At 62.0% G+C, this 21,964-nt stretch carries 16 protein-coding genes and 1 pseudogene; 8 read left to right on the top strand and 9 right to left on the bottom strand.

The genetic code is table 11. The annotated features are described in order from the left end of the window. Positions 1-50 precede the first annotated feature (50 nt). Together gnpA and HMPREF9153_RS09325 are read left to right on the top strand one after the other, a co-directional pair. The gene (gnpA, locus tag HMPREF9153_RS09330) at positions 51-2,225 is read left to right on the top strand and encodes a 1,3-beta-galactosyl-N-acetylhexosamine phosphorylase (RefSeq protein ID WP_004811543.1); all 2,175 of its coding nucleotides are present in this window, start codon (positions 51-53) and stop codon (positions 2,223-2,225) included. Positions 2,226-2,279: 54 nt separating this feature from the next. Beyond that, the gene (locus HMPREF9153_RS09325; protein ID WP_036980148.1) at positions 2,280-3,188 is read left to right on the top strand and encodes an acyl-CoA thioesterase; all 909 of its coding nucleotides are present in this window, start codon (positions 2,280-2,282) and stop codon (positions 3,186-3,188) included. 365 nt (positions 3,189-3,553) lie between these two features. Here the strand turns inward: HMPREF9153_RS09325 and HMPREF9153_RS12255 are convergent, their stop codons facing one another. From HMPREF9153_RS12255 to HMPREF9153_RS09315, 4 genes and pseudogenes are all read right to left on the bottom strand, one after another. Then, the gene (locus HMPREF9153_RS12255) at positions 3,554-3,838 is read right to left on the bottom strand and encodes a hypothetical protein (RefSeq protein ID WP_024049600.1); all 285 of its coding nucleotides are present in this window, start codon (positions 3,836-3,838) and stop codon (positions 3,554-3,556) included. An 8-nt stretch (positions 3,839-3,846) separates the two neighbouring features. Beyond that, the gene (locus HMPREF9153_RS12250; protein WP_138237506.1) at positions 3,847-4,437 is read right to left on the bottom strand and encodes a hypothetical protein; all 591 of its coding nucleotides are present in this window, start codon (positions 4,435-4,437) and stop codon (positions 3,847-3,849) included. Positions 4,438-4,643: 206 nt separating this feature from the next. Next, a pseudogene (locus HMPREF9153_RS11615) lies at positions 4,644-5,580 on the bottom strand (transposase). Between the two features lie 508 nt (positions 5,581-6,088). After that, positions 6,089-7,027 (bottom strand): sigma-70 family RNA polymerase sigma factor, encoded by a 939-nt coding sequence (locus tag HMPREF9153_RS09315; RefSeq protein WP_004811533.1) that lies wholly within the window; start codon positions 7,025-7,027, stop codon positions 6,089-6,091. A gap of 329 nt (positions 7,028-7,356) precedes the next feature. On the opposite strand from HMPREF9153_RS09315, the gene HMPREF9153_RS09310 reads away from it, so the two are divergent. Next, entirely contained in the window at positions 7,357-8,910 is a 1,554-nt protein-coding gene (locus tag HMPREF9153_RS09310) for an RNA polymerase sigma factor (protein WP_036979777.1), read from the top strand. A gap of 69 nt (positions 8,911-8,979) precedes the next feature. Here the strand turns inward: HMPREF9153_RS09310 and HMPREF9153_RS09305 are convergent, their stop codons facing one another. Then, on the bottom strand, positions 8,980-11,550 hold the full coding sequence (locus HMPREF9153_RS09305) for a glycoside hydrolase family 2 protein (protein ID WP_004811527.1): 2,571 nt from the start codon (positions 11,548-11,550) through the stop codon (positions 8,980-8,982). A 106-nt stretch (positions 11,551-11,656) separates the two neighbouring features. On the opposite strand from HMPREF9153_RS09305, the gene HMPREF9153_RS09300 reads away from it, so the two are divergent. After that, a complete protein-coding gene (locus tag HMPREF9153_RS09300; protein ID WP_004811526.1) occupies positions 11,657-12,268 on the top strand; it encodes a TetR/AcrR family transcriptional regulator in 612 nt (203 codons plus the stop codon). Here the strand turns inward: HMPREF9153_RS09300 and HMPREF9153_RS09295 are convergent. Beyond that, entirely contained in the window at positions 12,209-13,390 is a 1,182-nt protein-coding gene (locus HMPREF9153_RS09295) for an alpha/beta hydrolase (protein ID WP_036980146.1), read from the bottom strand. The two genes, HMPREF9153_RS09300 and HMPREF9153_RS09295, sit on opposite strands and share 60 nt — an antisense overlap. 192 nt (positions 13,391-13,582) lie before the next feature. On the opposite strand from HMPREF9153_RS09295, the gene HMPREF9153_RS09290 reads away from it, so the two are divergent. Beyond that, positions 13,583-14,164 carry a GNAT family N-acetyltransferase gene (locus HMPREF9153_RS09290; protein ID WP_004811524.1) on the top strand — a complete coding sequence of 194 codons (582 nt, stop codon included), beginning with the start codon at positions 13,583-13,585 and terminating at the stop codon, positions 14,162-14,164. A gap of 3 nt (positions 14,165-14,167) precedes the next feature. Here HMPREF9153_RS09290 and dcuC read toward each other — a convergent pair whose 3' ends face one another. From dcuC to HMPREF9153_RS09275, 3 genes are all read right to left on the bottom strand, one after another. Beyond that, complete coding sequence (gene dcuC, locus HMPREF9153_RS09285; RefSeq protein WP_004811521.1) at positions 14,168-15,583, bottom strand: C4-dicarboxylate transporter DcuC; 1,416 nt, start codon at positions 15,581-15,583, stop codon at positions 14,168-14,170. A gap of 84 nt (positions 15,584-15,667) precedes the next feature. Beyond that, a complete protein-coding gene (locus tag HMPREF9153_RS09280) occupies positions 15,668-16,408 on the bottom strand; it encodes a Type 1 glutamine amidotransferase-like domain-containing protein (protein WP_004811516.1) in 741 nt (246 codons plus the stop codon). Continuing rightward, positions 16,401-16,607, bottom strand: a complete 207-nt coding sequence (locus HMPREF9153_RS09275) for a DUF7455 domain-containing protein (RefSeq protein WP_004811514.1) — start codon at positions 16,605-16,607, stop codon at positions 16,401-16,403. The genes HMPREF9153_RS09280 and HMPREF9153_RS09275 overlap by 8 nt, the downstream gene beginning before the upstream one ends. 154 nt (positions 16,608-16,761) lie before the next feature. Between HMPREF9153_RS09275 and HMPREF9153_RS09270 the strand changes: the two genes are divergently transcribed. From HMPREF9153_RS09270 to HMPREF9153_RS09260, 3 genes are all read left to right on the top strand, one after another. Further along, on the top strand, positions 16,762-18,921 hold the full coding sequence (locus tag HMPREF9153_RS09270; RefSeq protein ID WP_023032648.1) for a DNA gyrase/topoisomerase IV subunit B: 2,160 nt from the start codon (positions 16,762-16,764) through the stop codon (positions 18,919-18,921). Between the two features lie 311 nt (positions 18,922-19,232). Further along, positions 19,233-20,552 carry an anaerobic C4-dicarboxylate transporter family protein gene (locus HMPREF9153_RS09265; protein WP_004811510.1) on the top strand — a complete coding sequence of 440 codons (1,320 nt, stop codon included), beginning with the start codon at positions 19,233-19,235 and terminating at the stop codon, positions 20,550-20,552. Between the two features lie 53 nt (positions 20,553-20,605). Continuing rightward, positions 20,606-21,937, top strand: coding sequence for an MFS transporter (locus HMPREF9153_RS09260; protein WP_004811509.1), 1,332 nt, complete (start codon positions 20,606-20,608; stop codon positions 21,935-21,937). Positions 21,938-21,964 lie beyond the last annotated feature (27 nt).

The following is a 21,964-nucleotide window of genomic DNA, read 5'->3' as shown; positions in this document are numbered from 1 at the left end:
CTCGCCGCCGGTAGGATCGTGGCCCGGCCGCACTCAAGGAGGAATGCCCCATGACCTCGTCTGATCCCCGCTTCTCGGGTCGAGTCACCCTGCCAGTTGAGGAGGGGATGGACGACGAGTTGGCTGCGATCATCGATCGTCTCGGTGCCGACGCGGTGCGTAACAGCGACGGCACCTGGTTGCCGAAGATTGTCTCCAACCTGGGGACGAAGGTCTACTCAACCCGTTTTTGTGCCCGTGGGGACGAAGCCTGGGCCCTGGACCATCTCGACGAGCACGTCAGCCTGTACCTGTGTTCCGACCGAGTCCCGGCCCTGGAGGACGGTCCACTGGAGATCCACATCATGCGTGGCTTCTTCGCCGAGCAGGTTCGCCCCGACACAGATGTCGACGTCAAGCGATGGTGGCAGGTACGGGACCGCACCACCGACGAGGTCATCGACGACTGGACTGTGAGTGGCGAGGGTGCTGACTGCGTCGTGGCGGTGCCCGCGACGGCCGGACACGTCTACACCGTCGCATTCCTGGCAGCCCAGCTGTGGGACACCACCCAGATGTACAACTACACGACGAATCACTGGGAGAACGATCCCACTCGCAGCAAGGAGCATCCCTTCGACGTCGTGCACCCTGCCACCTGGAATCACGTCCAGGAGTCCTTGTCCGAGTGGCTCGACGCCCACCCAGAGGTCGACGTTGTCCGTTTCACGACCTTCTTCTACCACTTCACCCTCTACTTCAATGAGCAGGCCAAGGAGAAGTTCGTCGACTGGTTCGGCTACTCCGCGAGCGTTTCGGTGCCTCTCATGGAAGCCTTCGAGGCCGAGACCGGCTGGCAGATCAACCCGGAGGACTTCATCGACGCCGGCTATCACAACTCCTCCTTCCGCCCGCCCTCTCAGTTCTTCCTGGCGTGGATCGACTTCGTCAACCGCTTCGTCACGGACCGGGTGCGACGACTTGTCGAGATCTGCCATGACAAGGGCCGCGAGGCGATGATGTTCCTCGGGGACAACTGGATTGGCACCGAGCCCTATGGTGAGCTCTTCGCCACCACCGGTCTGGACGCCGTGGTCGGCTCGGTGGGATCGTCCGCCACCTGCCGGATGATCTCCGACATTCCTGGTGTCCACTACACCGAGGGACGATTCCTGCCCTACTTCTTCCCCGACGTCTTCAATGACGAGGGGGATCCGGTGGGGGAGGCGAACACCTCCTGGGTGCAGGCCCGTCGCGCCATCGTCCGCAAGCCCCTGGACCGTATTGGCTACGGCGGATACCTCTCCCTGGCCAATCAGTACCCGGAGTTCATGGAACGGATCGAGCAGATTTGCCAGGAATTCCGTGACATCTGGGAGCGTAGCGGGGGGAAGACCGCGCGTACCGCGCCGTTCCGGATCGGCATCCTTAACTGTTGGGGAGCCCGTCGTACCTGGATGTCCCACATGGTCGCCCATGCCCTGTACTACAAGCAGGCGGCACCGTACCTGGGCGTCGTGGAAGCGCTGGCGGGCCTGCCCTTCGACATCGACTGGCTCGATTTCGACGACATTCGTGACGGCGTTCCCGAGGGAATCGGGGTACTCATCAACACCGGTTCTGCCGGGACAGCCTTCTCGGGGGCCCAGGAGTGGACCGACGTCACGGTGCAGGCAGCAGTGCGCACCTTCGTGGCTCGTGGTGGCGGGTTCATCGGGGTGGGCGATCCCACCTACTGGCCTGGCGACGGAGCGTGTTTTCGGCTTTCTGACGTCCTCGGCGTCGATCGTGAGATTGGCTGGAGCCTGTCGACCGATCGCTACCCGAATGTCGTCGACTCTCATTTCATCACTGACGGTCTGGCCCTGGAGGTCGGACCAGTCGCTCCCGAGATCGTCCCGGTCTGTGACGACACCGAGGTGCTGGAGCTCGATGACGGCTCGATACATGCTGCCGTCCACACCCTCGGCAAGGGGCGGGCGGTCTATCTCGCCGGTCTGCCGTACACCGTGGACAACTCGCGACTACTACACCGGGCGATCTGGTGGGCCGCTGGTCGCGACGACGAGTTCGCAGACCAGTTCATCGCGGATGATCCTCGCGTCGAGACGGCCTGCTACGACGAGGCTGGCCTGCTGCTGGTGACCAACCTCAGTTTCGACGAGGTGACGACGACCATCAGTGGTCTGGACGACGAGGTGACTCTTGCCCCGGCCGGGTCTGCCTGGATCAACATCTCCGCTTGACGACGAGAACCCGAATTCGCTGTGCCGGACCAGTCGATCTGGCACAGTGGTTGGGTGCCATCGACGACTGCTGAACTGCTTGACCTGCTCGATCTCGAGGACTTGGACCTCGACCTGTTTCGAGGCAAACAACCTCGTACGACCTGGCAGCGAACATTTGGTGGTCAGGTGCTCGCCCAGGCTCTGGTGGCCGGTGCTCGCACGGTCCCCGAGCGTACTGCCCACTCCATGCATGCCCTCTTCCTCCATGCCGGTCGCACTGACCTACCGATGATTTTCGACGTCGAGCGGATTCGTGACGGACGGACATTCAGTACTCGTCGGGTCAATGCTCGTCAGCACGGCCGGACGATCTTCACCGCGGAGCTGTCTTTCAAGAACCGTGAGAACGGGCCGGAGCACTCCGATCCGATGCCGGACTACCTGCCTGGTCCGGAGAAGTGTCCGACCTTGGCCCAGGCTTTGGAGCAGATGTTCGGACGGTCGATGCCGACCGTCAAGGAATGGGACGCCCTCGACGTCCGGTTAGCCGGCGACGGGTCCAATCTCGTCGACCCCAATCACGTCACTCATCTGAGCTTGTGGGTTCGCACCACGGCGAGCCTTCCTGACGACCGGGTGGTGCAGCGAGCCATCCTCGCCTACATCTCCGACATCAGCTTGATGGCCGGTGCCGTCATGCCACATCTGGGGTCGATCCCACCGGGCATGATCGTCAATCCGGCCTCCTTGGACCACGCGATGTGGTTCCACCGGACTGCCAGGGCAGACGAGTGGATGCTCTACGACCAGGTTTCCCCAAGCGCCTCGGGTCTACTCGGATTCTCCATGGGCCGGTTGATGCAGGACGGACAGCTCATCGCGTCGTGTTGCCAGGAGGGAGTCATGAAGCTGGTGGACGTCAACGACGTGGATGCCTCGGTGACCTTCCCCGTTGGGCCCCGACCAACGGCCACGTCATGACGACAACGATGGCCCCGGATTTCTCCGAGGCCATCGTCGTCGTTGGTGATGTCGTTGTAGGGACCAGGCAGCCATGGTGGCCAGGTTGCGCTGACGCATGGTGGCCAGGGCGGCACTGTTCGCTATCGACATTGATGAGCAGTCATGACATGAGTACGTACGGTGAGCAGAGGAAGGCGTGGGCCCGGGAATGGGCTCGCTTGCGTCGCGAGTACCTTGACGGCGAGGCCCCGGCCCGCCAGAACTCTCACCCCCGACCCGGGGTCACCTATACCGTCCAACACGAAACTCGCCACGATAGCCGGACGAAATCACATGCGGACCCACATCAGTGACGACGAGCGTGCCGCCTTGGTTCGAACTGACTAAGAATCTTTGTCTTTCCACTTATCTTGCTTTTTCTTGGCTACAATGATAAGAATCGCCATAATGGCGGTGAATACCAAAAATTGAGGAGCCCAATTGAAGCCAACCTTAGTCATTCCTTCAGTGAGTCGCCGAGAAAATCCCCCGGATGCTGAACTAAATCCGGATACGAAAACCCCAGCTACTGTTGCCAACCCATAGAGAATCCACCATGTATAAAGCCAGTCAGGATCGACTATCTTCTCTAATGGCTTCCGCTTGTCTTTAAATATATTGTACGACATGCCCCCCCTTAGCACGCATTATTAAACGGGATATGATCCTCTCCGCCACTGGCGGCCAACCCGCAGGCCATGCCGGCGACAGGGTTCATACCGCCAACACCTCCGCATAAAAGGCCGGCGCCAACGCGGTAGCTCCACTTTGCCACCTCGCTTGAGGCGCAGCGCTGGCTAATGGCGGAAGCTGTGGTCTGTGGATCATATACCGTCGCGATGCCTGTATCGCTTGAATACTTGAAAGCACCCGATCTGCTGCCATCTTCTCCTTGGATCAGAGGAGATGTCATTGAGAAAAGAAAAGCTCCATTTTTGCTATAAATAGAAAGAGTTCTCCCGTTGTCAAGAAGTTTTACAGTGTCGCCTTTCTGGAGGCTTAATTTAAGTTGAGCAACACCGATATGGGAAGAGTCCATGAATGTTACAACTCTCTTGAAGCCGTCTTGGCCTAGAAAAACTCGAGACTTCTGAGGGGTTTCAGATTGGCTTATGTGCGAATTAACTGATTGCTTAATTGGATTGGGGGAAGCAGATGCGTAGACAGAAGATGAAAACGTTAAAGTAACGGACGCAAGGGCTATGGTTGCAGAAATCGCGCGCTTCATGGGTAATAACATCTCCAATGCATTTCGATTGAATGTGGCTCCAAGGTACGCCCCAGGAGGGTCACCTCGGTGTCCATGCTGGGGCCGGAGCTGCCGGGAATGGCAACTTGCTCGGTTCAAAGAGCCCATCTGGAGGTTGTCCCGTCTCGGACGTATCTGACTTGTCCTGCCTGGCCAGTCCCAAGCCCAGCGAGTTTAAGGGCTCTTCACAATCGAGGGTGTAGCTGGGGTCTGATGCCTCCGGCTTCCAGGAGGGATCGGGTGGTGTAGTGGGTCAGGTTGCGGAACCCGAGGGCGGTGCCTCCCAGGTGTTCGAGGCGGCCGTTGATGGCTTCGGTGGGGCCGTTGCTGGTGGCGGGCCGGTCGAAGAACGCGAGGATGTCGTCGCGGCGTGTGGTCAGGGTCTGGCCGAGTCGTACGACCTCGACCAGGCTGGCGGGAACGCTCGATCCGATCGACGCGATCAGCCGGGTCATGATCTTTGTGCCTTCGGTTCGACTGCTGGCGCGGTAGGCGGTGATCATGGGCTGGTAGACGTCCCAGGTGGCCTCGACCTCGACATGCCGATCATCACTGAACAGTTCATCCAAGCGGCGTTGTTGTCTATCGGTCAGCAGATCAGCGCTGGTGTGCAGGATTCGTCGGTTCTGGTAGAGCCGATGATGTTTACGCCCGCAGGTGCCGTGCAGCCAGCCAGGTTGTAAACGTGTGTTTCGAGCGTCCTTCGACCATCGCCGGTAACCGACTCGCACCGGTGCCGGTACTGACTGGAGTCAGGTCGATGACCACCAGTGCTTCCAACGCCCACCGCAACGCCCCTCGTGACAAGCAGGAGTGCGGCGAAGCGGCGCGGGTGAGGTCGTGGCTCCACACATGACCACAACCGGTGCACTGGTAGCGGGGAAGCCGGACTGTCAGGGTGGTGGTACGCCAGCAGAACGGCACATGCGCCAGTTCCCGAGTGATGGTGTCGCGCACCCGGCCGTGGCCGCTGCAGCGATGGCACCACTCATCCGGTGCCGTCGGGCAACACAACAAGACGGCCCGCTCAGGGGTGAGGTGCTGGCCTGTCAGGACCAGTCCGAGGTCGTCCAAGCAGCAGAACGTGGCCAGACCAGAGGTGGTGACGGTAGCGTTGTTCATGTCGAGGCCTTGGGCGATGGCTGTGTGCGAACTTCCATCATTCCAAGGACCTCGACCCGCATCAGGACCCAGGGGTCAGCTACCGATCCACACCCCCTCATCCGCATCTGTGAAGAGCCAGTTTGAGCAGCAAGGTGGACGTCGAGAGCGTCGCATCGTCACACCACGCAGCGTGACGCTCAGACAGCCAAAACAACCGTCGTGACATGAGCAGACGACAGTTACGCCAGGCTGCGATAAACAATCATCCAAAAAGACATCAAGAATGGTGACACTGGATCGCGTGAGAAGGTCGATCATATCGAATTCGATTTGCGATCAGTCTCATAACAAGTGGGCTTGCCCATGGAATGCTTGGTTTGCATCGGCCTTCCGAAGGCCCTCAGCCAGATCCTTTGAGTCTTGCTATTTCTTTCTGGAGTCTTCGCGTTTTCATCTTAGACGAGCCGACCGACGGCCCCCTGCGTATGGGGGGCCGTCGTCTATGTGATCGTGGTGTCGCTCGGGATCAAGCAGCCATGGTGGCCAGGTTGCGCTGACGCATGGTGGCCAGGGCGGCACGCTCGATCTGACGGACGCGCTCAGCGGTGATTCCCCACACCTTGCCGATGTCAGCGAGCTTGGCCTGGCGGCCGTCAACAAGTCCGTAGCGACGACGGACGACGTCGGCGGAACGCTCGTCAAGATCGTCGAGCAGACCCTCGAGACGACCGCGGTCCTCGGCGTCCAGGACGATGTCGTCGGGGCCGGGGGAGGTCTCACGGGCAATGAGGTCACCCAGGCTGGTGTCTCCGTCGTCCTCGACCGGGGCGTCGAGGGAGACGTGGTCGCGTCCGAAGCGGATGAGCTCGATGACGCGCTCCTCGGTGATCTCCAGCTCATCAGCGATCTCAGCGGTCTCGGGCTCGCGGCCCAGCTGGCGCTCGAGGTTGCGGCGAGCGGCTGAGACTTGGTTTACCTGTTCGGCGACGTGCACCGGGAGGCGGACGATGCGGCCCTGTTGAGCAATGCCACGGCTGATGGCCTGACGAACCCACCAGGTGGCGTAGGTCGAGAACTTGAAGCCCTTGGCGTAGTCGAACTTCTCGACGGCGCGAATGAGGCCGGTATTGCCTTCCTGCACGAGGTCAAGAAGCGGCATCTGGGAGCGGCCGTACTTTCGGGCCACCGACACGACCAGGCGCAGGTTGGCGCGCACGAAGTGGGCCATTGCCTCGTCACCGTCAGCCGCGATGAGATGGAGCTCCTCTTTAGTGGCATCCGACTTGGTCTCGGCCTGACCCTCGAGAACGGCGCGTGCAAACACACCCGCTTCGATCCGGCGGGCCAACGCAACCTCCTCTGCGGCATTGAGCAGTGGGGTGCGGGCGATTCCGTCCAGGTAGAGGCCGACCGCGTCCTTTCCATCAATGCCATCGGTGGTACGAACCCGGGACTTGGTGTCCATGTGCTTCGCCTTTCTCCGTCTGACTGGCTGACACCTATATCAACGCCCGAAGGGATCGAATGTCATCCCTCATCAGCGGAAGAGTGCCTGCAGTCGTGGGCGAAGGCGGAGGATCAGACTGTGGTCTTACACAGTTGCGCAGTGCAGCCATTCCATGGCAGGAGGGTGAGAGGGGGACCCAGTTTGTGTCATCGGTCACGGGGTGCCACAATTGGCACAAGGTCTTGACGCCTGCCGGGCGTCGTATGCCCTTGGGTCCGTAAGGCGTGTGTTCGCCGGTTCTCCCGGACCCATTTTGAAGGGGACAGCACTGAAGGACTGGTCAGTCCTTGGAGAGGATACCCGTGTCGACCACCACGTCCAGCACTGCAAACACCGCTGCAGACGAGGAGGCGAAGACAGCCACCGCGAGGAAGAGCACACGTTCCACCTCTGCCAAGACCGGTACTACCGGCCGAGCCAAGAAGACCACGACGAAGACGAGCTCTTCGTCGACCACGAAGTCGTCGGCCAGGAAGTCTGCCGACGAGGCCAAGGCTCCCGCAGTCAAGAAGGCTGCTGGTGTCAAGACTGGTGCGAAGTCCACCAAGACGACCGCAGGGGGGACGACGAAGACCTCCGGTTCGAAGACTTCCAGAACCAAGTCGACGACGAAGCCGTCCGGAACCAAGTCCACTGGTACTAGGAAGTCCACGGCCAAGAAGTCGACCACCAGGGCGAAGGCCAAGAAGGAAACCACCATCGCCGAGGCTGCTTCCGGAGCGGTTGACGTGACGGTGGAGCGCGACGGCGACGACGTCGTGCTGATCGTTGGCGGCAAGAAGCGTTCCCTCGACGACGTCGACGACCGGGACTACAACCCGGACGAGGCCGCCAAGGACGAGCAGCAGATCAACAAGGAGACCGAGGGGTTCTCCCTGTCCGACAATGATGACGCCGACGAACCCGAGCAGACCGTCATGGTCGCGGGTGCCACCGCCGACCCCGTCAAGGATTACCTCAAGCAGATCGGCAAAGTGGCCCTGCTGAATGCTGTCGAGGAGGTTGACCTCGCCAAGCGCATCGAGGCTGGCCTGTTCGCCGGTGAGCAGCTGGCCGCCCCGGACGCCAAGATCCCAGAGAAGGATCGCGAGGACTACGAGTGGATCGCCGAGGACGGCAAGGCCGCCAAGAACCACCTGCTGGAGGCCAACCTCCGTCTGGTGGTGTCCCTGGCCAAGCGCTACACCGGCCGCGGCATGCTCTTCCTCGACCTCATCCAGGAAGGGAACCTCGGCCTCATCCGTGCCGTCGAGAAGTTCGATTACACCAAGGGTTACAAGTTCTCGACCTACGCGACGTGGTGGATCAAGCAGGCCATCACCCGAGCCATGGCTGACCAGGCCCGCACCATCCGTATTCCGGTGCACATGGTCGAGGTCATCAACAAGCTGGCCCGAGTGCAGCGTCAGATGCTCCAGGACTTGGGACGCGAACCCACCCCGGAGGAGCTGGCCAAGGAACTTGACATGACCGCTGAGAAGGTCGTCGAGGTGCAGAAGTACGGCCGTGAGCCGATTTCCCTGCACACCCCACTGGGCGAGGACGGCGACTCTGAGTTCGGCGATCTCATCGAGGATTCCGAGGCCATCGTGCCGGCCGACGCCGTCAACTTCACCCTCCTGCAGGAGCAGCTCCACGACGTCCTCGACACCCTGTCCGAGCGCGAGGCCGGCGTCGTCTCGATGCGATTCGGCCTGACCGACGGCCAGCCGAAGACCCTCGACGAGATCGGCAAGGTGTACGGCGTCACCCGTGAGCGCATTCGCCAGATCGAGTCCAAGACGATGTCGAAACTGCGCCACCCGAGCCGCTCCCAGGTGCTGCGCGATTACCTCGACTGAGGAATCATCACGACGCATGAAGGGGCGCCCGATCGGGCGCCCCTTCATCATGTCTGAGTGATCAAGACATCACCGTTTGACATCGTCAAGGAAGTGGCGGACGGTGATCTCGTCAGGATTGAACCCGCCGGGTAGCCCTTCGAGGTTCATGACAACAGTCTTCCCCGGTCGCACGTCGAGGGCCGAGACGTCAGCTCTGACGCCGGGCCACGGCGTCAGAACGCGGACGAAATAGGCGAACTTCGAGGCCCTCACCCGGACCTTTGCCGTCGTGGTTCCCGTCGGCGTCACCTCGACATCGAGTTCGGGGTCGGGCAGGACGAGGTCGGCTATGTGTGTCAGGAAGAGCCGGTTGCTCGGCAGCATTGCCCCTTCAACCCACACGTAATGGCCGCCGTTTACCGGCACCTGGGCACGCGGTACCGACCACACCTTCTCTGACGTGGATGCCGGCACGGAGACCTTGACCTCGTGCGTCTGCTCAACAGTGCCGTTAAATCCCTCGATGCTGACGGTCACCGTGTCGGTGACGCGAGTTGGCTGGACGTTGCTGACCCACAATTCCAGGGCTTCGTCAGTCAGTCGCAGGATGGGTAGGGCCGGAGCGAAGGCTCGAGCCGCGGCGTAATAGCCCGGTTTGGCCCCGAGATCATGATCGAGAAGAGACCACGTCATCCCTGGCCAGGGTTCATTGAGCTGCCAGACCAAGGTGCCGGCGCAGTGCGGCCAACGACGTCGATAGTGCTCGATGCCGTACTTGAGCCCTTCAGCCTGTACCACCTGGGTGGAGGTGACGTAGGACTGGAGCGAGGTGGGTCTCCCGACCTCGTACTCGAGGAGGGCCATCCCCTTGGCCTTCGGAGTGTCCTTGTTGCGCGCGATGAGCACCGGATCGTCGAGCTTCAGATGGTCCCTGCCGAGCCACCTCGCGAGGGTGGGCAGATCGGCGCTGGCGTGGATGCCGAACTCGCTGATGAAACGCCCAGTGTCATGGCGATAGCGGTGGAAGTGCATGGCCTCGGCCGGGCTGGCATAGTCCTCGTGGGTTCCGGCTCCGACGTCGGCTCCGTGCCAGACCTCCCAGGCATGACGATCGCCGACACCGGTGCCATTGACACGCGGGTCTGTGTCGGCGTCGGTGGCAGGGCTGTTGGCCCAGTAATCCACGGTGGGACAGTTGCGACGAACGGCCGCGGGCAAGATCTCGTCAAAGATTTCCGATCCCCACTGGCCAGGGTTCAGGTTGTTCCAGACAGCCTGGTGCATGGCCTGCACCTCGTTGCCGCCGGCCCACAGCGCAAGGCTCGGGTGACTGGCCAGACGACGGGTCTGGTAATCGGCCTCGGTACGCACCTCAGACATGAATTCCTGGTCGTCACCGGGGTAGTCGATGCAGGCGAACATGAAGTCGTGCCAGACGAGGATGCCGTTCTCGTCGCAGGCGTCCATGAAGGTATCGGAGGCGTAGATCCCGCCACCCCAGACGCGCACCATCGTCATTCCGCCGTTGCGGCAGGCGCGTACGAGATCGCGATCCTGTTCCGGGGTCACCGAGCCCACCAACATCGACTGCGGAACGAGGTTGGCGCCCCGGGCGAAGACCGGCACGCCGTTGAGGATGAAGCGGAAGTGACGAGCGGGCCCGTCGTACTCGGGATCCTCGGGATCGGGGGAATGGTCGACCTCGATCGTCCGGATGCCGGCCGTCCCGGACTCCGTGGCGATGGTGTTGGCGTCCTTGTCATGGGCGTTGACCTCGAGACGATACAACGACGGCTCGCCGAGATCGTGGGTCCACCACAGCTGCGGATGCTCGATGTGCAGCTCGACCGTGGCCACCCCGTCGCGGATGCGGGCATGGCCACCGGTGTGCTCTCCGGTGGGCGAGGTCAGGGAGACGTCGACGTCGAGAGGCCGAGGGCCGTCATGGTGGGTGACGGCCACGATGACGTTGACCGAGGCGGAGTCCCCGGAGATGGAGACGGTCTCGACGCGATGAGTGAGCTCGACAGGAGCGCGTCGGGACAGTTCTACCGTCCCCGTCAGTCCGATGGAGGGAACGCGCGGGGCGAAATCCCACCCCCACGAGAACATTCCCTTGCGACATCGAGTCGCAGCCAGATCGAGGGTGAGGATCCCGGCGCCGGGCTCGGTGTCGAGCTCCTGTGGAGCCGTCGCATTGAGGAAGTCGCTCACGGCATTGACCATGGCCCGTGTGGCAGGCGGCTCGGTGAGACCGTCCAATGGGGGAGCGAAACGAATGAGGACCTCGGCCTGGTCCCCGTCAATGGGTGGAAGGATGGTCGAGAAGGGACGGTACTGGCTCGCATGACGTCCGACATGCTCTCCGTCGACCCAGATGTCCGCGACCGTGTCGACTCCTGTCAAGGACAGGACGAGGGGATCCTCCCCACTCGGCACAGCTAGGGTCCCGCGATACCACCAGGCGCAGTCCTCGACCCAGCGACAGTCCTTCTCGTGGTTCCTCAGGTAGGGGTGATCAATCACCCCGGCCGAAATGAGGCTTTCGTGGACTCCACCCGGTACCACCGCGTCGATCCACTCGCAATCCTCGGCAGCCAACTCGACTGGATCGACGACACGCGGGTTGCTTGAGGTGAGCTGGAAGAGGGCACTCATGAGAACTCCTTTGTCGGCCCGGAGCACATCTAAAACCTAGCATGGCTCAGTATTCATTGGTAGGCCAGGGGAAGGCAGTCCGCGTTTTCCCTCTATCGTTGGGCCCATGGCAGTGACGACGAAAACTTCGGCTCGACGTGGACCATACGCCAAGGGGGTTGCTCGCAGAGCCGAGATCCTTGACGTCGCGCTGCGGCTCTACGGCGCAAGTTCCGGTGAACGACCCACCCTGGCTGCCATTGCCGCTGAGGTCGGTCTCACCGAGGCTGGCGTGTTGCATTATTTCGGGACGATGGACGAGCTCTTCGTCGCCATCCTGGAGGCTCGTGACGCTCACGCCGTCGACGGCGGCGCGCTCACCGACCCCGATCATGTCTGGGCATACATGGCTGGGACAACCCGCACCCCGGGGCTGACGAAACTCTTCGTCGACATGAGTGTGGCGGCCGCCGACCCCAATCATCCTGCACATGCTTTCATGGAAAGGCACCGCCAACGAGTCCACGAGGTTGTCAGGATGGCACTGAGGATCGATGACGAGCAGGCCGTGCGGCTGGCGGTGGCGGCGGCCGAGGGCTTGCAGATGAGGTGGATCCAGAACAAGGACACCGACATCGCCGGGGATCTCGAGGCCTTGGCCCGGGTGCTCACCGGCGGATCACTGGTGCTCACTGAGGAAGGTCTGCCCGAGACTGGTGACGGCCTGGAATCCCAATGAGTTTCGCGCCTGGGCGTCGAAGGCATGGTTGAGCATTGGCAATTGCACGTGCGTGATGTCCGCCCCGGCCTGGCGAGCGCGAGCAACGAAGTCTCGCACACTCGATGGCGGAACGAAGGTGTCGTGATTACCCTGGATCACCATCGTCGGAGGAGCCTTGGCTGTGATCCAGGTGGAACTGTTTACGGCGCGGTAGCGATCAGGGAATTGTTGTGGGGTGCCACCGGTGTACTTCGTCGCGGCATTTCCCGCTCCCAGGGTGGTGACTGACTGGACGGCTGCGACATCCACCGTCGGATACAGGGCGAGAACTGATTTCGGGGCTCGCACCGGTCCGCAGGAACTCGTCAGCTTCCCACTCGCGGCGCCGTAGGCCAGGTTGATGGCCATCCCACCGCCAGCGGAATCTCCCATGATCGACACTCGGGACGGGTCGCCACCGAGCTCCTTGGCGTGAGACAGGCTCCAGGCCCAGGCACACGCCACCTGCTTCGGTGCGATGTCCCAGGTGGGGTGACCTTTGGATGCCAGGGTGTACGAGGGACGGATGACCAACCAGCCATGGTCGGAAAACCACCTCAGGGTGGCAGGCATGGTGGCATTGGTGTTCCATCCTCCGCCGTGAATGTCGACCAGAACCGGGGCATCGTGGTTTCGCGGACGATAGATCTGGGCCGTCTCGTCGGGTCCAGATCCATACCGGACCGTCTCGTCAGGATGATCTGCCATCGATGACACCGCAGCGGCTGAGAAGACGTTGATCCATCCACCGGCCCGATCGGTCACCCACGTCGTCGACGCTGTGACGGATGTCGGAATGATGAGGGCCATCACCGAGATGACGACCGCCGTCATTCGTAGGCCACCTCGTCCCAGAAGGGCGAGGATGAGGGCAATGGCGGCAATGACCAATGCCGGTACGGCCAACGAACCCGCCAGAACGGAGGAGACGAGGGTCAGGGCATGGTGGGACGGCAGGATCGCAGCCACTGACCACGCCAGCACCGGAACGGCCAGTACCAGACCCACGAGACCAGAAGCGGTGCGTAGCCAGGAATGACGAGAGCCTTTCGTGTCTGCCACGCGTCCACCGTACTCAAGGGCTGTGGTCGGTGGGATCATGGTGCAGGAGGGATCGGTGACTATTCGGATCAGACAGACGGACGCCGGCGACGGGCAGGCCATTGCGGCGTGCGTGAGGACATGTTGGGAGGAGTCCTTCCTCAACTGTTTGCCATGGTGTCTGGACTGGTTCGACAATTCGACCGTTGCGAACCGGGCCTCTGTGAGGCCCCGGACCGGTAGGATCAGGTCATGGATACGTCAGTCAATGTTGACATGCCGTCAAGACCGGCGCACGACCCGGCCACCGCTCCCGGTCGTTTCGTCGTCAGGGACGCTCATCGCGAGGACCTTCCTGAGGCTGCGGCTGTTCAGGCAGTGTGCTTCCGGGAAATCGGTCAGGGGGTGATCCCCAACGACATCCTCACCGAGGTCACTGGCCCCGGCATCGTCCACACCACCATCGAGCAGTGGAAGCAGTTCATGGACGACGGTGCGGTTTTCAAGATCCTCGTCGATCGCCTCGACATGATGACCGTCGGAGTGGCAATGGCACGCATCTCCACCAGCCCGGATGCTCCCACGCCGTGGGAGGTTGCGACCCTCCACGTCCTTCCCGAAGCTCGTAACTGCGGGGCCTCGGACGATCTCCTCAACGCCTGCATCGGACACCGCTCGGCTTATGTGTGGGTCTTTGCTGACAACGCCCGCGCGATCAAGTTCTATGAGCGCCACGGGTTCCACGTCGACGACACTGATGGTGCCGTCGACGACTCCCTCGGCGGGGTGGAACTCCAGCGGCTCATTCGCGAGGATGCGATCGAAGCCAAATGACGATCACACCTGGATGAACAGCATCGCCAGGATGGCGTTGCATATCGTGGCGATGGTCATGGGCACTGCGGTGCGCTTCACGAGCTCCGCCGGGCTCACCTTGATCGCGCCTGCCACGATGAGGACGGCAGCACACACCGGTGAGGCCTGACGCATGAGGTTCGAGGTGCCCCAGATCGCCGTCAGGGTGCGCACCGGGAGAACCCCGCTGCTGGCGGGCAGGTGACCGACGACCTCTGCGAAGGAGAAGTACGGGGCGGTACCGGAACCGGTGAGCACCGACAGCAACGCGGTGGCGGCGACGAAGCTCAATGACACCACGGCGGCGGCCCCGTGGGAGGACCGTGCAGCGTCGGTCAGGGCGGTGATGATGCCCAGCTGCTGGATGCCTTCCACCAGGACGCTGGCCGCGATGACGAGGGCGACGACGCCGCCAGCAGCGTCACCCATGCCGGTGAAGAAGCTCTTGAAGCCGTCGAAGACGCTGGTGACGGAGCGGGTGCGGATCATTTCGCAGATGAGTGCGAACAGGGAGCAGACGACGGTTGTCGGGACGATGCCGAACTCGAAACCAATGGCCCCGGACTGGTTGAGGATTGCCGTCACGATGATGACGAGCAGGGGAAGGATCGGCAGCAGGGCATAGGCGGCGGGCACCGTCGAGGCACGTTCCATGGCCTCAGCAGTGGCGCGATCAGCCTGATCGTCAGCAGTCACGTGGGGATCATGACCGCGACCGGCCCTGACGTCACGGCGATCCATGTACCACTGCCACCACATGTGGACGAGGCTTGTGAGGATGAGGGTCGGGACGGTGGCCTTGGCGACGTGGCCAAAGACGAAGGACGACGGCGTCATGTCGGTGAGTTTGGCACCCTGGATGATTCCTGCCTCCAGCGGAGTCGGCATGATCGTCGAGGATGTCACGATGACCGCTCCCACCGTCAGGGGGCTCAGACCAGCCGCGATGAGTGCGGGTAGGAGGGTGGCAATGAGCAGCAGGGACAGGCCAGCGGCTGAAGGTACCACCAGGGACAGGACGGAGCCGAGCACGAAGGTGATGGGAACCAGCCAGTAGGAGCCGTGGAACCTCTTGAGGGGCGCCGACAGCATGACGACGGAGCGAGCGTCTGCACCGATGTGACGCATGTACGCCACGAAACCGAAGAGCACCATGATGGACAGACCGATACCGGAGAACCGTCCGGCGATGATGTGTTCGATGATGAGCAGCTCGTCGTAGAGCGCGGTGCCCGAGCTCTTGATCTCGACTGTGCTGGCACTGACCTTGCCCATGAGCCCGGCGATGAGCAGCAAGATGGTGCCGACGACGAAGATGGCAGAGGCCGCATGAGCCTTGGCGATGATGAGCCATGCCACGGTGATGATTGCGACGATGGCAATGATGATCCCGGCCACAGAACGCCTCCTTGATGTGTGGGGGGTGTGGCCAAAGGGTATCGGTATTCACAGGATTCACAGGAATGAATCCTGACAAGGGGATCAGTCAGGGAGACGACGCGGTGTGATGGGCTCCTCATGGAAGGCTTCCGGACCTTCCTTGCCGGGGACCTGTTCAGTGACCCAGCCATACACGTCGGGACGGTCGCAGACGAACTCGCTGACCTCGGTACCTCGATAGACGATCCCAACACCGTTCTCGCTCGAGTAGGCCTTCGGGAAGAGGCCTTCTCCGACCATTCGGCACAGCAACTCGCGGCGCTGTGGGTTGACTCCGTAGTGGACGCCATTGCCCCAGGGCAGGAATCCCAACCCGTTGATACAGGGTCGAAGATCCGGCCCGAAGGAGTCGGTGGCTCCGCCAGCGTGCCAGCACATTGACCCGGCACTGACTCCACCCAGGACCTTGCCTGACAACCAGAGGCGGCGGAAGATCTCGTCAAGTCCATGGGCTCGCCAGACTGCCAGCAGGTTGACGACTGACCCGCCGTCAACCCAGATGAGGTCCTGATCGAAGAGATACCCCTCGACGTCATCGACGTTGGGCATCATGAAAAGGGTGAGCGGGTTGAGTCGCCAACCGCGCAGGCGGGCAGCCTCCTGACGCTGTGCCAGCCGGGCCTCCTGGTCGCCGCAGGCTGTTGCCAAGTACCCAATCTTGGGTGTGCCGGTGGCACCGGACAGTTCGACGGCGTGGGCAGCCAGCGGGCCGAACTCGACGTTGCAGCGTCGTCCTGGGTGGTAGACCCCGGACACGCCAATGATCGTGGGTTCCTCAGGCATGGGAGAAAAGTTTCGTGGTGTCGTCCTGGATGTGCAGGGCCACCTGCTTCAGCTTGTCCTCGTGAGCCCTGGCGTGGTGGGCACAGAAGAGGAGCTCGCCACCATTGCGCAGCGTGATGCGCACATAGGCCTGTGCGCCGCAACGATCACAACGGTCCGCAGTGGTGAGGGCGTGATGCTCGATCATCGTGGTGCTCATGACAACCTCCTCCGGTTCAAGTGTTCGGTCACCGTATGAACAACGTACGTCATCGTGGGAATGTTCCCAGGAGTATCGCGGAATGAACGCCGCTGGGGACGAACATTCTTGTCGAAACCCTGTCCGAGCGTGCCGATAGGCTGTCTGCGTGACCATGGACAAGACCTCGACTCCATCATCCGTCGTCGCTGACGCCTCAGCCAGTGCCGGAAACACAGTGCGCACGGCGTCGACGAGCCGTGAGTACGGCGCGAAGAACCTCTTGGTGCTTGAAGGTCTTGAAGCCGTCCGAAAGCGTCCCGCCATGTACATCGGGTCGACCGACACCCGCGGCCTCATGCACTGTCTGTGGGAGATCTTCGACAACGGTGTCGACGAGGCGCTGGCCGGGTTCGGGCGTCGTATCACCGTCACCCTGGAGAAGGGTGGGTCGATCCTCGTCACCGACGAGGGACGTGGTATTCCGGTCGACGTCGAGCCGAGGACCGGGCTGAGCGGCGTCGAGGTGGTCTACACCAAGCTCCATGCCGGCGGAAAGTTCGGTGGCGGGGCCTACAACGTCTCAGGCGGTCTGCACGGCGTGGGCGCATCGGTCGTCAATGCCGTCTCCTCCCGTCTGGACGTCGAGGTGGACCGCAAGTCCACGGTGTGGGGGATGAGCTTCCGACGCGGTGTCCCTGGTTCCTTCGACGGGGAAGGCCCCGATGCCCCCTTCACCCCCGAGTCCGGGGTGCGCAAGATCGGCAAGGCCAAGCGCGGAGCCACCGGTACCCGGGTGCGCTACTGGCCGGACCGGCAGATCTTCCTGCCTGATGCCAAGCTGTCGTGGTCCAAGCTTGCTGATCGTGCTCGTCAAACGGCCTTCCTCGTTCCGGGGCTGGAGATCGTCATCACCGACGAGCGTGGGATCCAGACTGATCCGGAGACCGGCGACGTCCTCGAGACCGTCTCCGAGACGATGCGCTTCGACGGCGGTATCTCCGAGTTCGCCGAGTACCTCGCCAATGATCAGCCGGTCAATGACGTCATGAGGTTGCAGGGTGGAGCCTCCTTCACCGAGACCGTTCCGATGCTCGACGAGAACGGTGGCATGACGCCGACCGACGTCGACCGCGACCTCGAGGTGGACATCGCCCTGCGCTGGGGCACCGGGTACGACACCACGGTGCGTTCCTTCGTCAACATCATCGCCACTCCCAAGGGAGGCACCCACGTCCAGGGGTTCGAGCAGGGCCTGCTGCGAGCCTTCAACGCGGGCTTGGAGGGGACGCGGATCCTCAAGTCGTCCGAGGAGATCGTCAAGGACGATGTCCTGGAGGGCCTGACGGCCGTGGTGACGGTGAGTCTCGCCGAACCTCAGTTCGAGGGCCAGACCAAGGAGGTGCTGGGCACCCCGCCGGTGCGTCGTCTGGTGGCTCGCATCGTCGAGGAGAGGATGGCGGCCTTCCTGACCTCGGCCAAGGCTGCCGATAAGCCGGTGGCACGCACCCTCATGGAGAAGGTCGTCAATGCCTCCCGGACGCGTGTCGCGGCCCGCGCTCACAAGGAGAACCAGCGCCGCAAGAATGCCCTGGAGTCCTCGCACCTTCCTCCCAAGCTCAAGGACTGCCGCTCCTCGGATCCCGATGTGACCGAGCTGTTCATCGTCGAGGGTGACTCCGCCCTGGGAACGGCCAATGTGGCCCGCAACTCCGAGCACCAGGCCCTGCTGCCGATCCGAGGCAAGATCCTCAACGTCCAGAAGGCCGACCTCGGCGCCATGCTCAAGAATCTCGAGTGCGCGTCGATCCTCCAGGTTGTCGGGGCCGGGTCGGGAAAGACGTTCTACCTCGACCAGGCTCGCTACGGCAAGGTCATCTTCATGGCTGACGCCGACTCCGACGGCGCCCACATCCGCTGCTTGCTGGCAACCCTCTTCTTCCGCTACATGCGCCCGATGGTGGAAGCGGGCCGGGTGTTCTCGGCCGTGCCTCCGCTGCATCGCTTCGAGCTCATCAATCCCAAGCGCGGGATGGACAAATACCTCTACACCTACACTGACGCCGAGTACCAGCGCACCGCCGCCCAGTTGACCAAGAAGGGGGTGCGGTTCAAGGAACCGCAGCGGTACAAGGGTCTGGGTGAGATGGACGCCTCCCAGCTCAAGGAGACGACGATGGACCCGCGACATCGCACCTTGCGTCGCATCACCGTCGACGACGCCGCCGAGGCCGAGAGCACCTTCGAGATCCTCATGGGCAACGACGTGGCCCCGCGCAAGCAGTTCATCGTCGAGGGGGCCTACCGTCTCGACGCCGAACAGATCGACGCCTGAGAGGGCTTGCTCACGGCTCGTTAATGCTGCCTCGCGGTGACGCTGTGAGGTGCACTCGGTGTGCTGCCTAGGTGACTGGCCTTAAGCGATGCGACGGCATGCACAGTTGTTCCCACGACAATTCGTGTATGAGAAGTTACGGTAGATCGTAGTAGTGAAAAAATGTATTCGCTATCGTCGCTGAGGTGCCAGGGCAAGAATGTCGCGGCCCTGGGCGGATAGGAGCAGGCCATGCTGGATCACATACGACAGCCCGGTGGCGGATACAACGCCAAGATTGATGGAGAATCCGCTGTGGGGAGGCTGCAGCAATGATCTGGTTCCACCTTGCTGTGGCCATCATCTTCATCATCATCGGCTCGCGCCTCGGTGGAGTTGGTGTTGGGCTCGCGGGAGGCGCGGGATGTATTGTCCTCGCGGCCACTGGTCTCCACACGAAAGTGGCTGAGGACATTCCCTGGACGGTCATCGGAATCATCATGACCGTCATCTGCGCCATCGCAGCCCTCCAACTTGCAGGTGGCATGGACTACTTGGTGCACCTGACTGAGGTCATGCTGCGCAAGCACCCGAACCACATCAATTATCTTGCGCCGTTATCAACGTTCCTCCTCTCCTTGCTGTGTGGCACTGGACATACCGCGTATTCTGTGTTGCCAGTCATCGTCGAAGTGGCGAAGGAGCACAAGATCAGACCGTCGAGACCGTTGTCCATAGCCGTTGTTGCGTCCCAGGTTGCGGTTGCATCCTCACCGATTTCGGCAGCGACATTGGCGTTGGTCGGAGTTCTGGAGCCGCTGGGGGTGGGATATCTCAAGATTCTTGCGGTGACGATTCCTACCACCTTTATCGGGTGCGCTGTTGGTGCGGTTGTGGCATCGCACCAGGGCAAGGATCTCGAGGATGACCCGGTCTACCAGGAACGCGAGGCCAAGGGCTTGGTGAGCCACAATGCGGCTGTCGGCGACACCGCCTGGAAGCCAAAGCGGTCGGCCGTACCCAGCCTTGTCGCCTTCCTGATCGCCCTTGTCGTGGTGGTCGGTTACGCCACCATTTCGTCAGAGGAAGTCGGTGTGCTGTCCAAGCCTCCCATGACGTCGTCGGCGGCGATCATGCTCATCATGTTGACGACAGCGATGATCATCTGCATGATCTCGCATGAGGACGTCAAACAGCTCACTACCCAAGCGACATTTCGGGCCGGAATGTCAGCAGCGATCTGCATTCTGGGGCTGGCATGGCTTGGCAACATGTTTGTCAATAACTACATGGACGTCCTGACCCATGCTGGCGCCTCGATCCTGCACTCCGCCCCGTGGTTCCTGTCGGTGATCCTGTATCTGGCTGCGCCACTGATGTTCTCTCACGCTGCGACCACCGTTGCCTTCATGCCGGTGGTGGCCAAGATTGGTGTGTCGCCCGCGGTGATGCTGGCTTGTTACCCGGCAGTGGCCAATTACTATCTGCTGCCGAACTACCCTACGACGGTTGCCGCTATGGAGATGGACGACACCGGCTCGACGCGAGTTGGACGCATCGTCTTCAATCATCCCTTCGTCATTCCGGGTACCGTCTCGATCGTCGTGACGATCCTGTTGGGAGCTTTTGGGGTTCCCGTCGTGCTGGGTTGATGCTGCGATGAGCAGTGACCACAAGTGGCTGGGCACCGCTAAACTTCACAACCATGAGCCACGTCGACGTGCCGGCGGACCAACGCAAACGCGTCTTCGCCTGGGCCATGTGGGATCCGGGCACTCAGCCTTTCGCATCAGTCATCACCACCTTCGTCTTTGCCGTTTACCTTGTCGGTGACGCCTTCGGGCCGAAGGACACCACTGTCACGGCCCTGTCATGGACGATGAGTCTGGCCGGTCTGGCGATCGCCTTGCTGGCGCCGATCGTCGGCCAGTGGGCAGGTAGACGAGGACGCCAGGTGACTGCCCTGAAATGGCTCACCTGGACCCTGGCCGTGATGTCCGGGCTGCTGTTCTTCGTCAAGCCCCATCCGTCCTATCTTGTCCTGGGGCTGGTGTTGTTGGGAGTCGGCACGGTCATCTCCGACGTCGGCAGCTCGCTGTACAACGGCATGCTCGACGACGTCGCGGAGCCCGGCAAGATCGGTCGCATCTCCGGTCTGGGATGGGGCATGGGTTACCTGGGCGGCATCATCGCGCTGCTCGTCATCTACATCGCCTGGATCAAGCCGAAGGTCGGCTGGTTCGGGGTCACGAGCCACGAAGGTATGAACATCCGTGTGGCGATGCTGTTCTGCGCCATCTGGATCCTGGCGCTGACCCTGCCCACCTTCCTCATCCTGCGTGACAACCCACGCCCGGTGGACCAGTCCGAGCCCCAGTTACGAGGATTCCGCGCGCTGGGACATGCCTACGCCGAACTGTGGCGCAGCGTGGTGAGAATCTGGCACATCAGCCGCAACACCATCATCTTCCTCATTGCCTCGGCGCTGTTCCGTGACGGCCTCAACGGCGTCTTCCAGTTCGGTGGCCCGTTGGCCCGTCAGACCTTTGGATTCAGTGCTGCCGATGTCCTCATCTTCGGCATCGTGGCCAATCTGGTTGCCGGTATCTCGACCATCCTGCTGGGACGCCTGGACGACCGAATCGGCCCCAAACACCTCATCATCGTCTCTTTGGTCGTGCTGTCTGCCTGCGGCATCGGTGTCTTCATCGGCCACAACGGTTCGGCCATGGTGTTCTGGGTGCTCGGCCTCATCATGTGCGGCTTCGTCGGCCCGGCCCAGTCGGCCTCGCGAAGTCTCCTCGCCCGGATCTGTCCGCCGGGATGCCAAGGCGAGGTCTTCGGCCTCTACGCCACGACGGGTAAGGCGGTGTCCTTCCTGGCGCCAGCCCTCTTCGGTCTCTTCATCACGATGGGACACGCCGTCACAGATGGCGACAACAACCAGTACTGGGGAATCATCGGTATCGTCCTGGTGCTCGTGGTCGGTCTGGTGGCGATGATCCCGGTCAGCACCGCCGAGACCCAGAACAAGTGATTGGTTCAGGCATCCCGGCTCACCTGA

The organism is Cutibacterium avidum ATCC 25577, from assembly GCF_000227295.1.
Lineage (GTDB): Bacteria > Actinomycetota > Actinomycetes > Propionibacteriales > Propionibacteriaceae > Cutibacterium > Cutibacterium avidum.
This window is presented reverse-complemented; position numbering and strand designations above follow the sequence as displayed.

What these genes read in the sequence shown, in the direction of transcription:
- HMPREF9153_RS12250 (WP_138237506.1), bottom strand. Translation starts at nt 4,437, where the DNA reads ATGAAGCGCGCGATTTCTGCAACCATAGCCCTTGCGTCCGTTACTTTA.
- HMPREF9153_RS12255 (WP_024049600.1), bottom strand. Translation starts at nt 3,838, where the DNA reads ATGTCGTACAATATATTTAAAGACAAGCGGAAGCCATTAGAGAAGATA.
- HMPREF9153_RS09290 (WP_004811524.1), top strand. Translation starts at nt 13,583, where the DNA reads ATGGATACGTCAGTCAATGTTGACATGCCGTCAAGACCGGCGCACGAC.
- HMPREF9153_RS09315 (WP_004811533.1), bottom strand. Translation starts at nt 7,027, where the DNA reads ATGGACACCAAGTCCCGGGTTCGTACCACCGATGGCATTGATGGAAAG.
- gnpA (WP_004811543.1), top strand. Translation starts at nt 51, where the DNA reads ATGACCTCGTCTGATCCCCGCTTCTCGGGTCGAGTCACCCTGCCAGTT.
- HMPREF9153_RS09305 (WP_004811527.1), bottom strand. Translation starts at nt 11,550, where the DNA reads ATGAGTGCCCTCTTCCAGCTCACCTCAAGCAACCCGCGTGTCGTCGAT.
- HMPREF9153_RS09275 (WP_004811514.1), bottom strand. Translation starts at nt 16,607, where the DNA reads ATGAGCACCACGATGATCGAGCATCACGCCCTCACCACTGCGGACCGT.
- HMPREF9153_RS09280 (WP_004811516.1), bottom strand. Translation starts at nt 16,408, where the DNA reads ATGCCTGAGGAACCCACGATCATTGGCGTGTCCGGGGTCTACCACCCA.
- HMPREF9153_RS09260 (WP_004811509.1), top strand. Translation starts at nt 20,606, where the DNA reads ATGAGCCACGTCGACGTGCCGGCGGACCAACGCAAACGCGTCTTCGCC.
- HMPREF9153_RS09265 (WP_004811510.1), top strand. Translation starts at nt 19,233, where the DNA reads ATGATCTGGTTCCACCTTGCTGTGGCCATCATCTTCATCATCATCGGC.
- HMPREF9153_RS09300 (WP_004811526.1), top strand. Translation starts at nt 11,657, where the DNA reads ATGGCAGTGACGACGAAAACTTCGGCTCGACGTGGACCATACGCCAAG.
- HMPREF9153_RS09270 (WP_023032648.1), top strand. Translation starts at nt 16,762, where the DNA reads ATGGACAAGACCTCGACTCCATCATCCGTCGTCGCTGACGCCTCAGCC.
- HMPREF9153_RS09295 (WP_036980146.1), bottom strand. Translation starts at nt 13,390, where the DNA reads ATGATCCCACCGACCACAGCCCTTGAGTACGGTGGACGCGTGGCAGAC.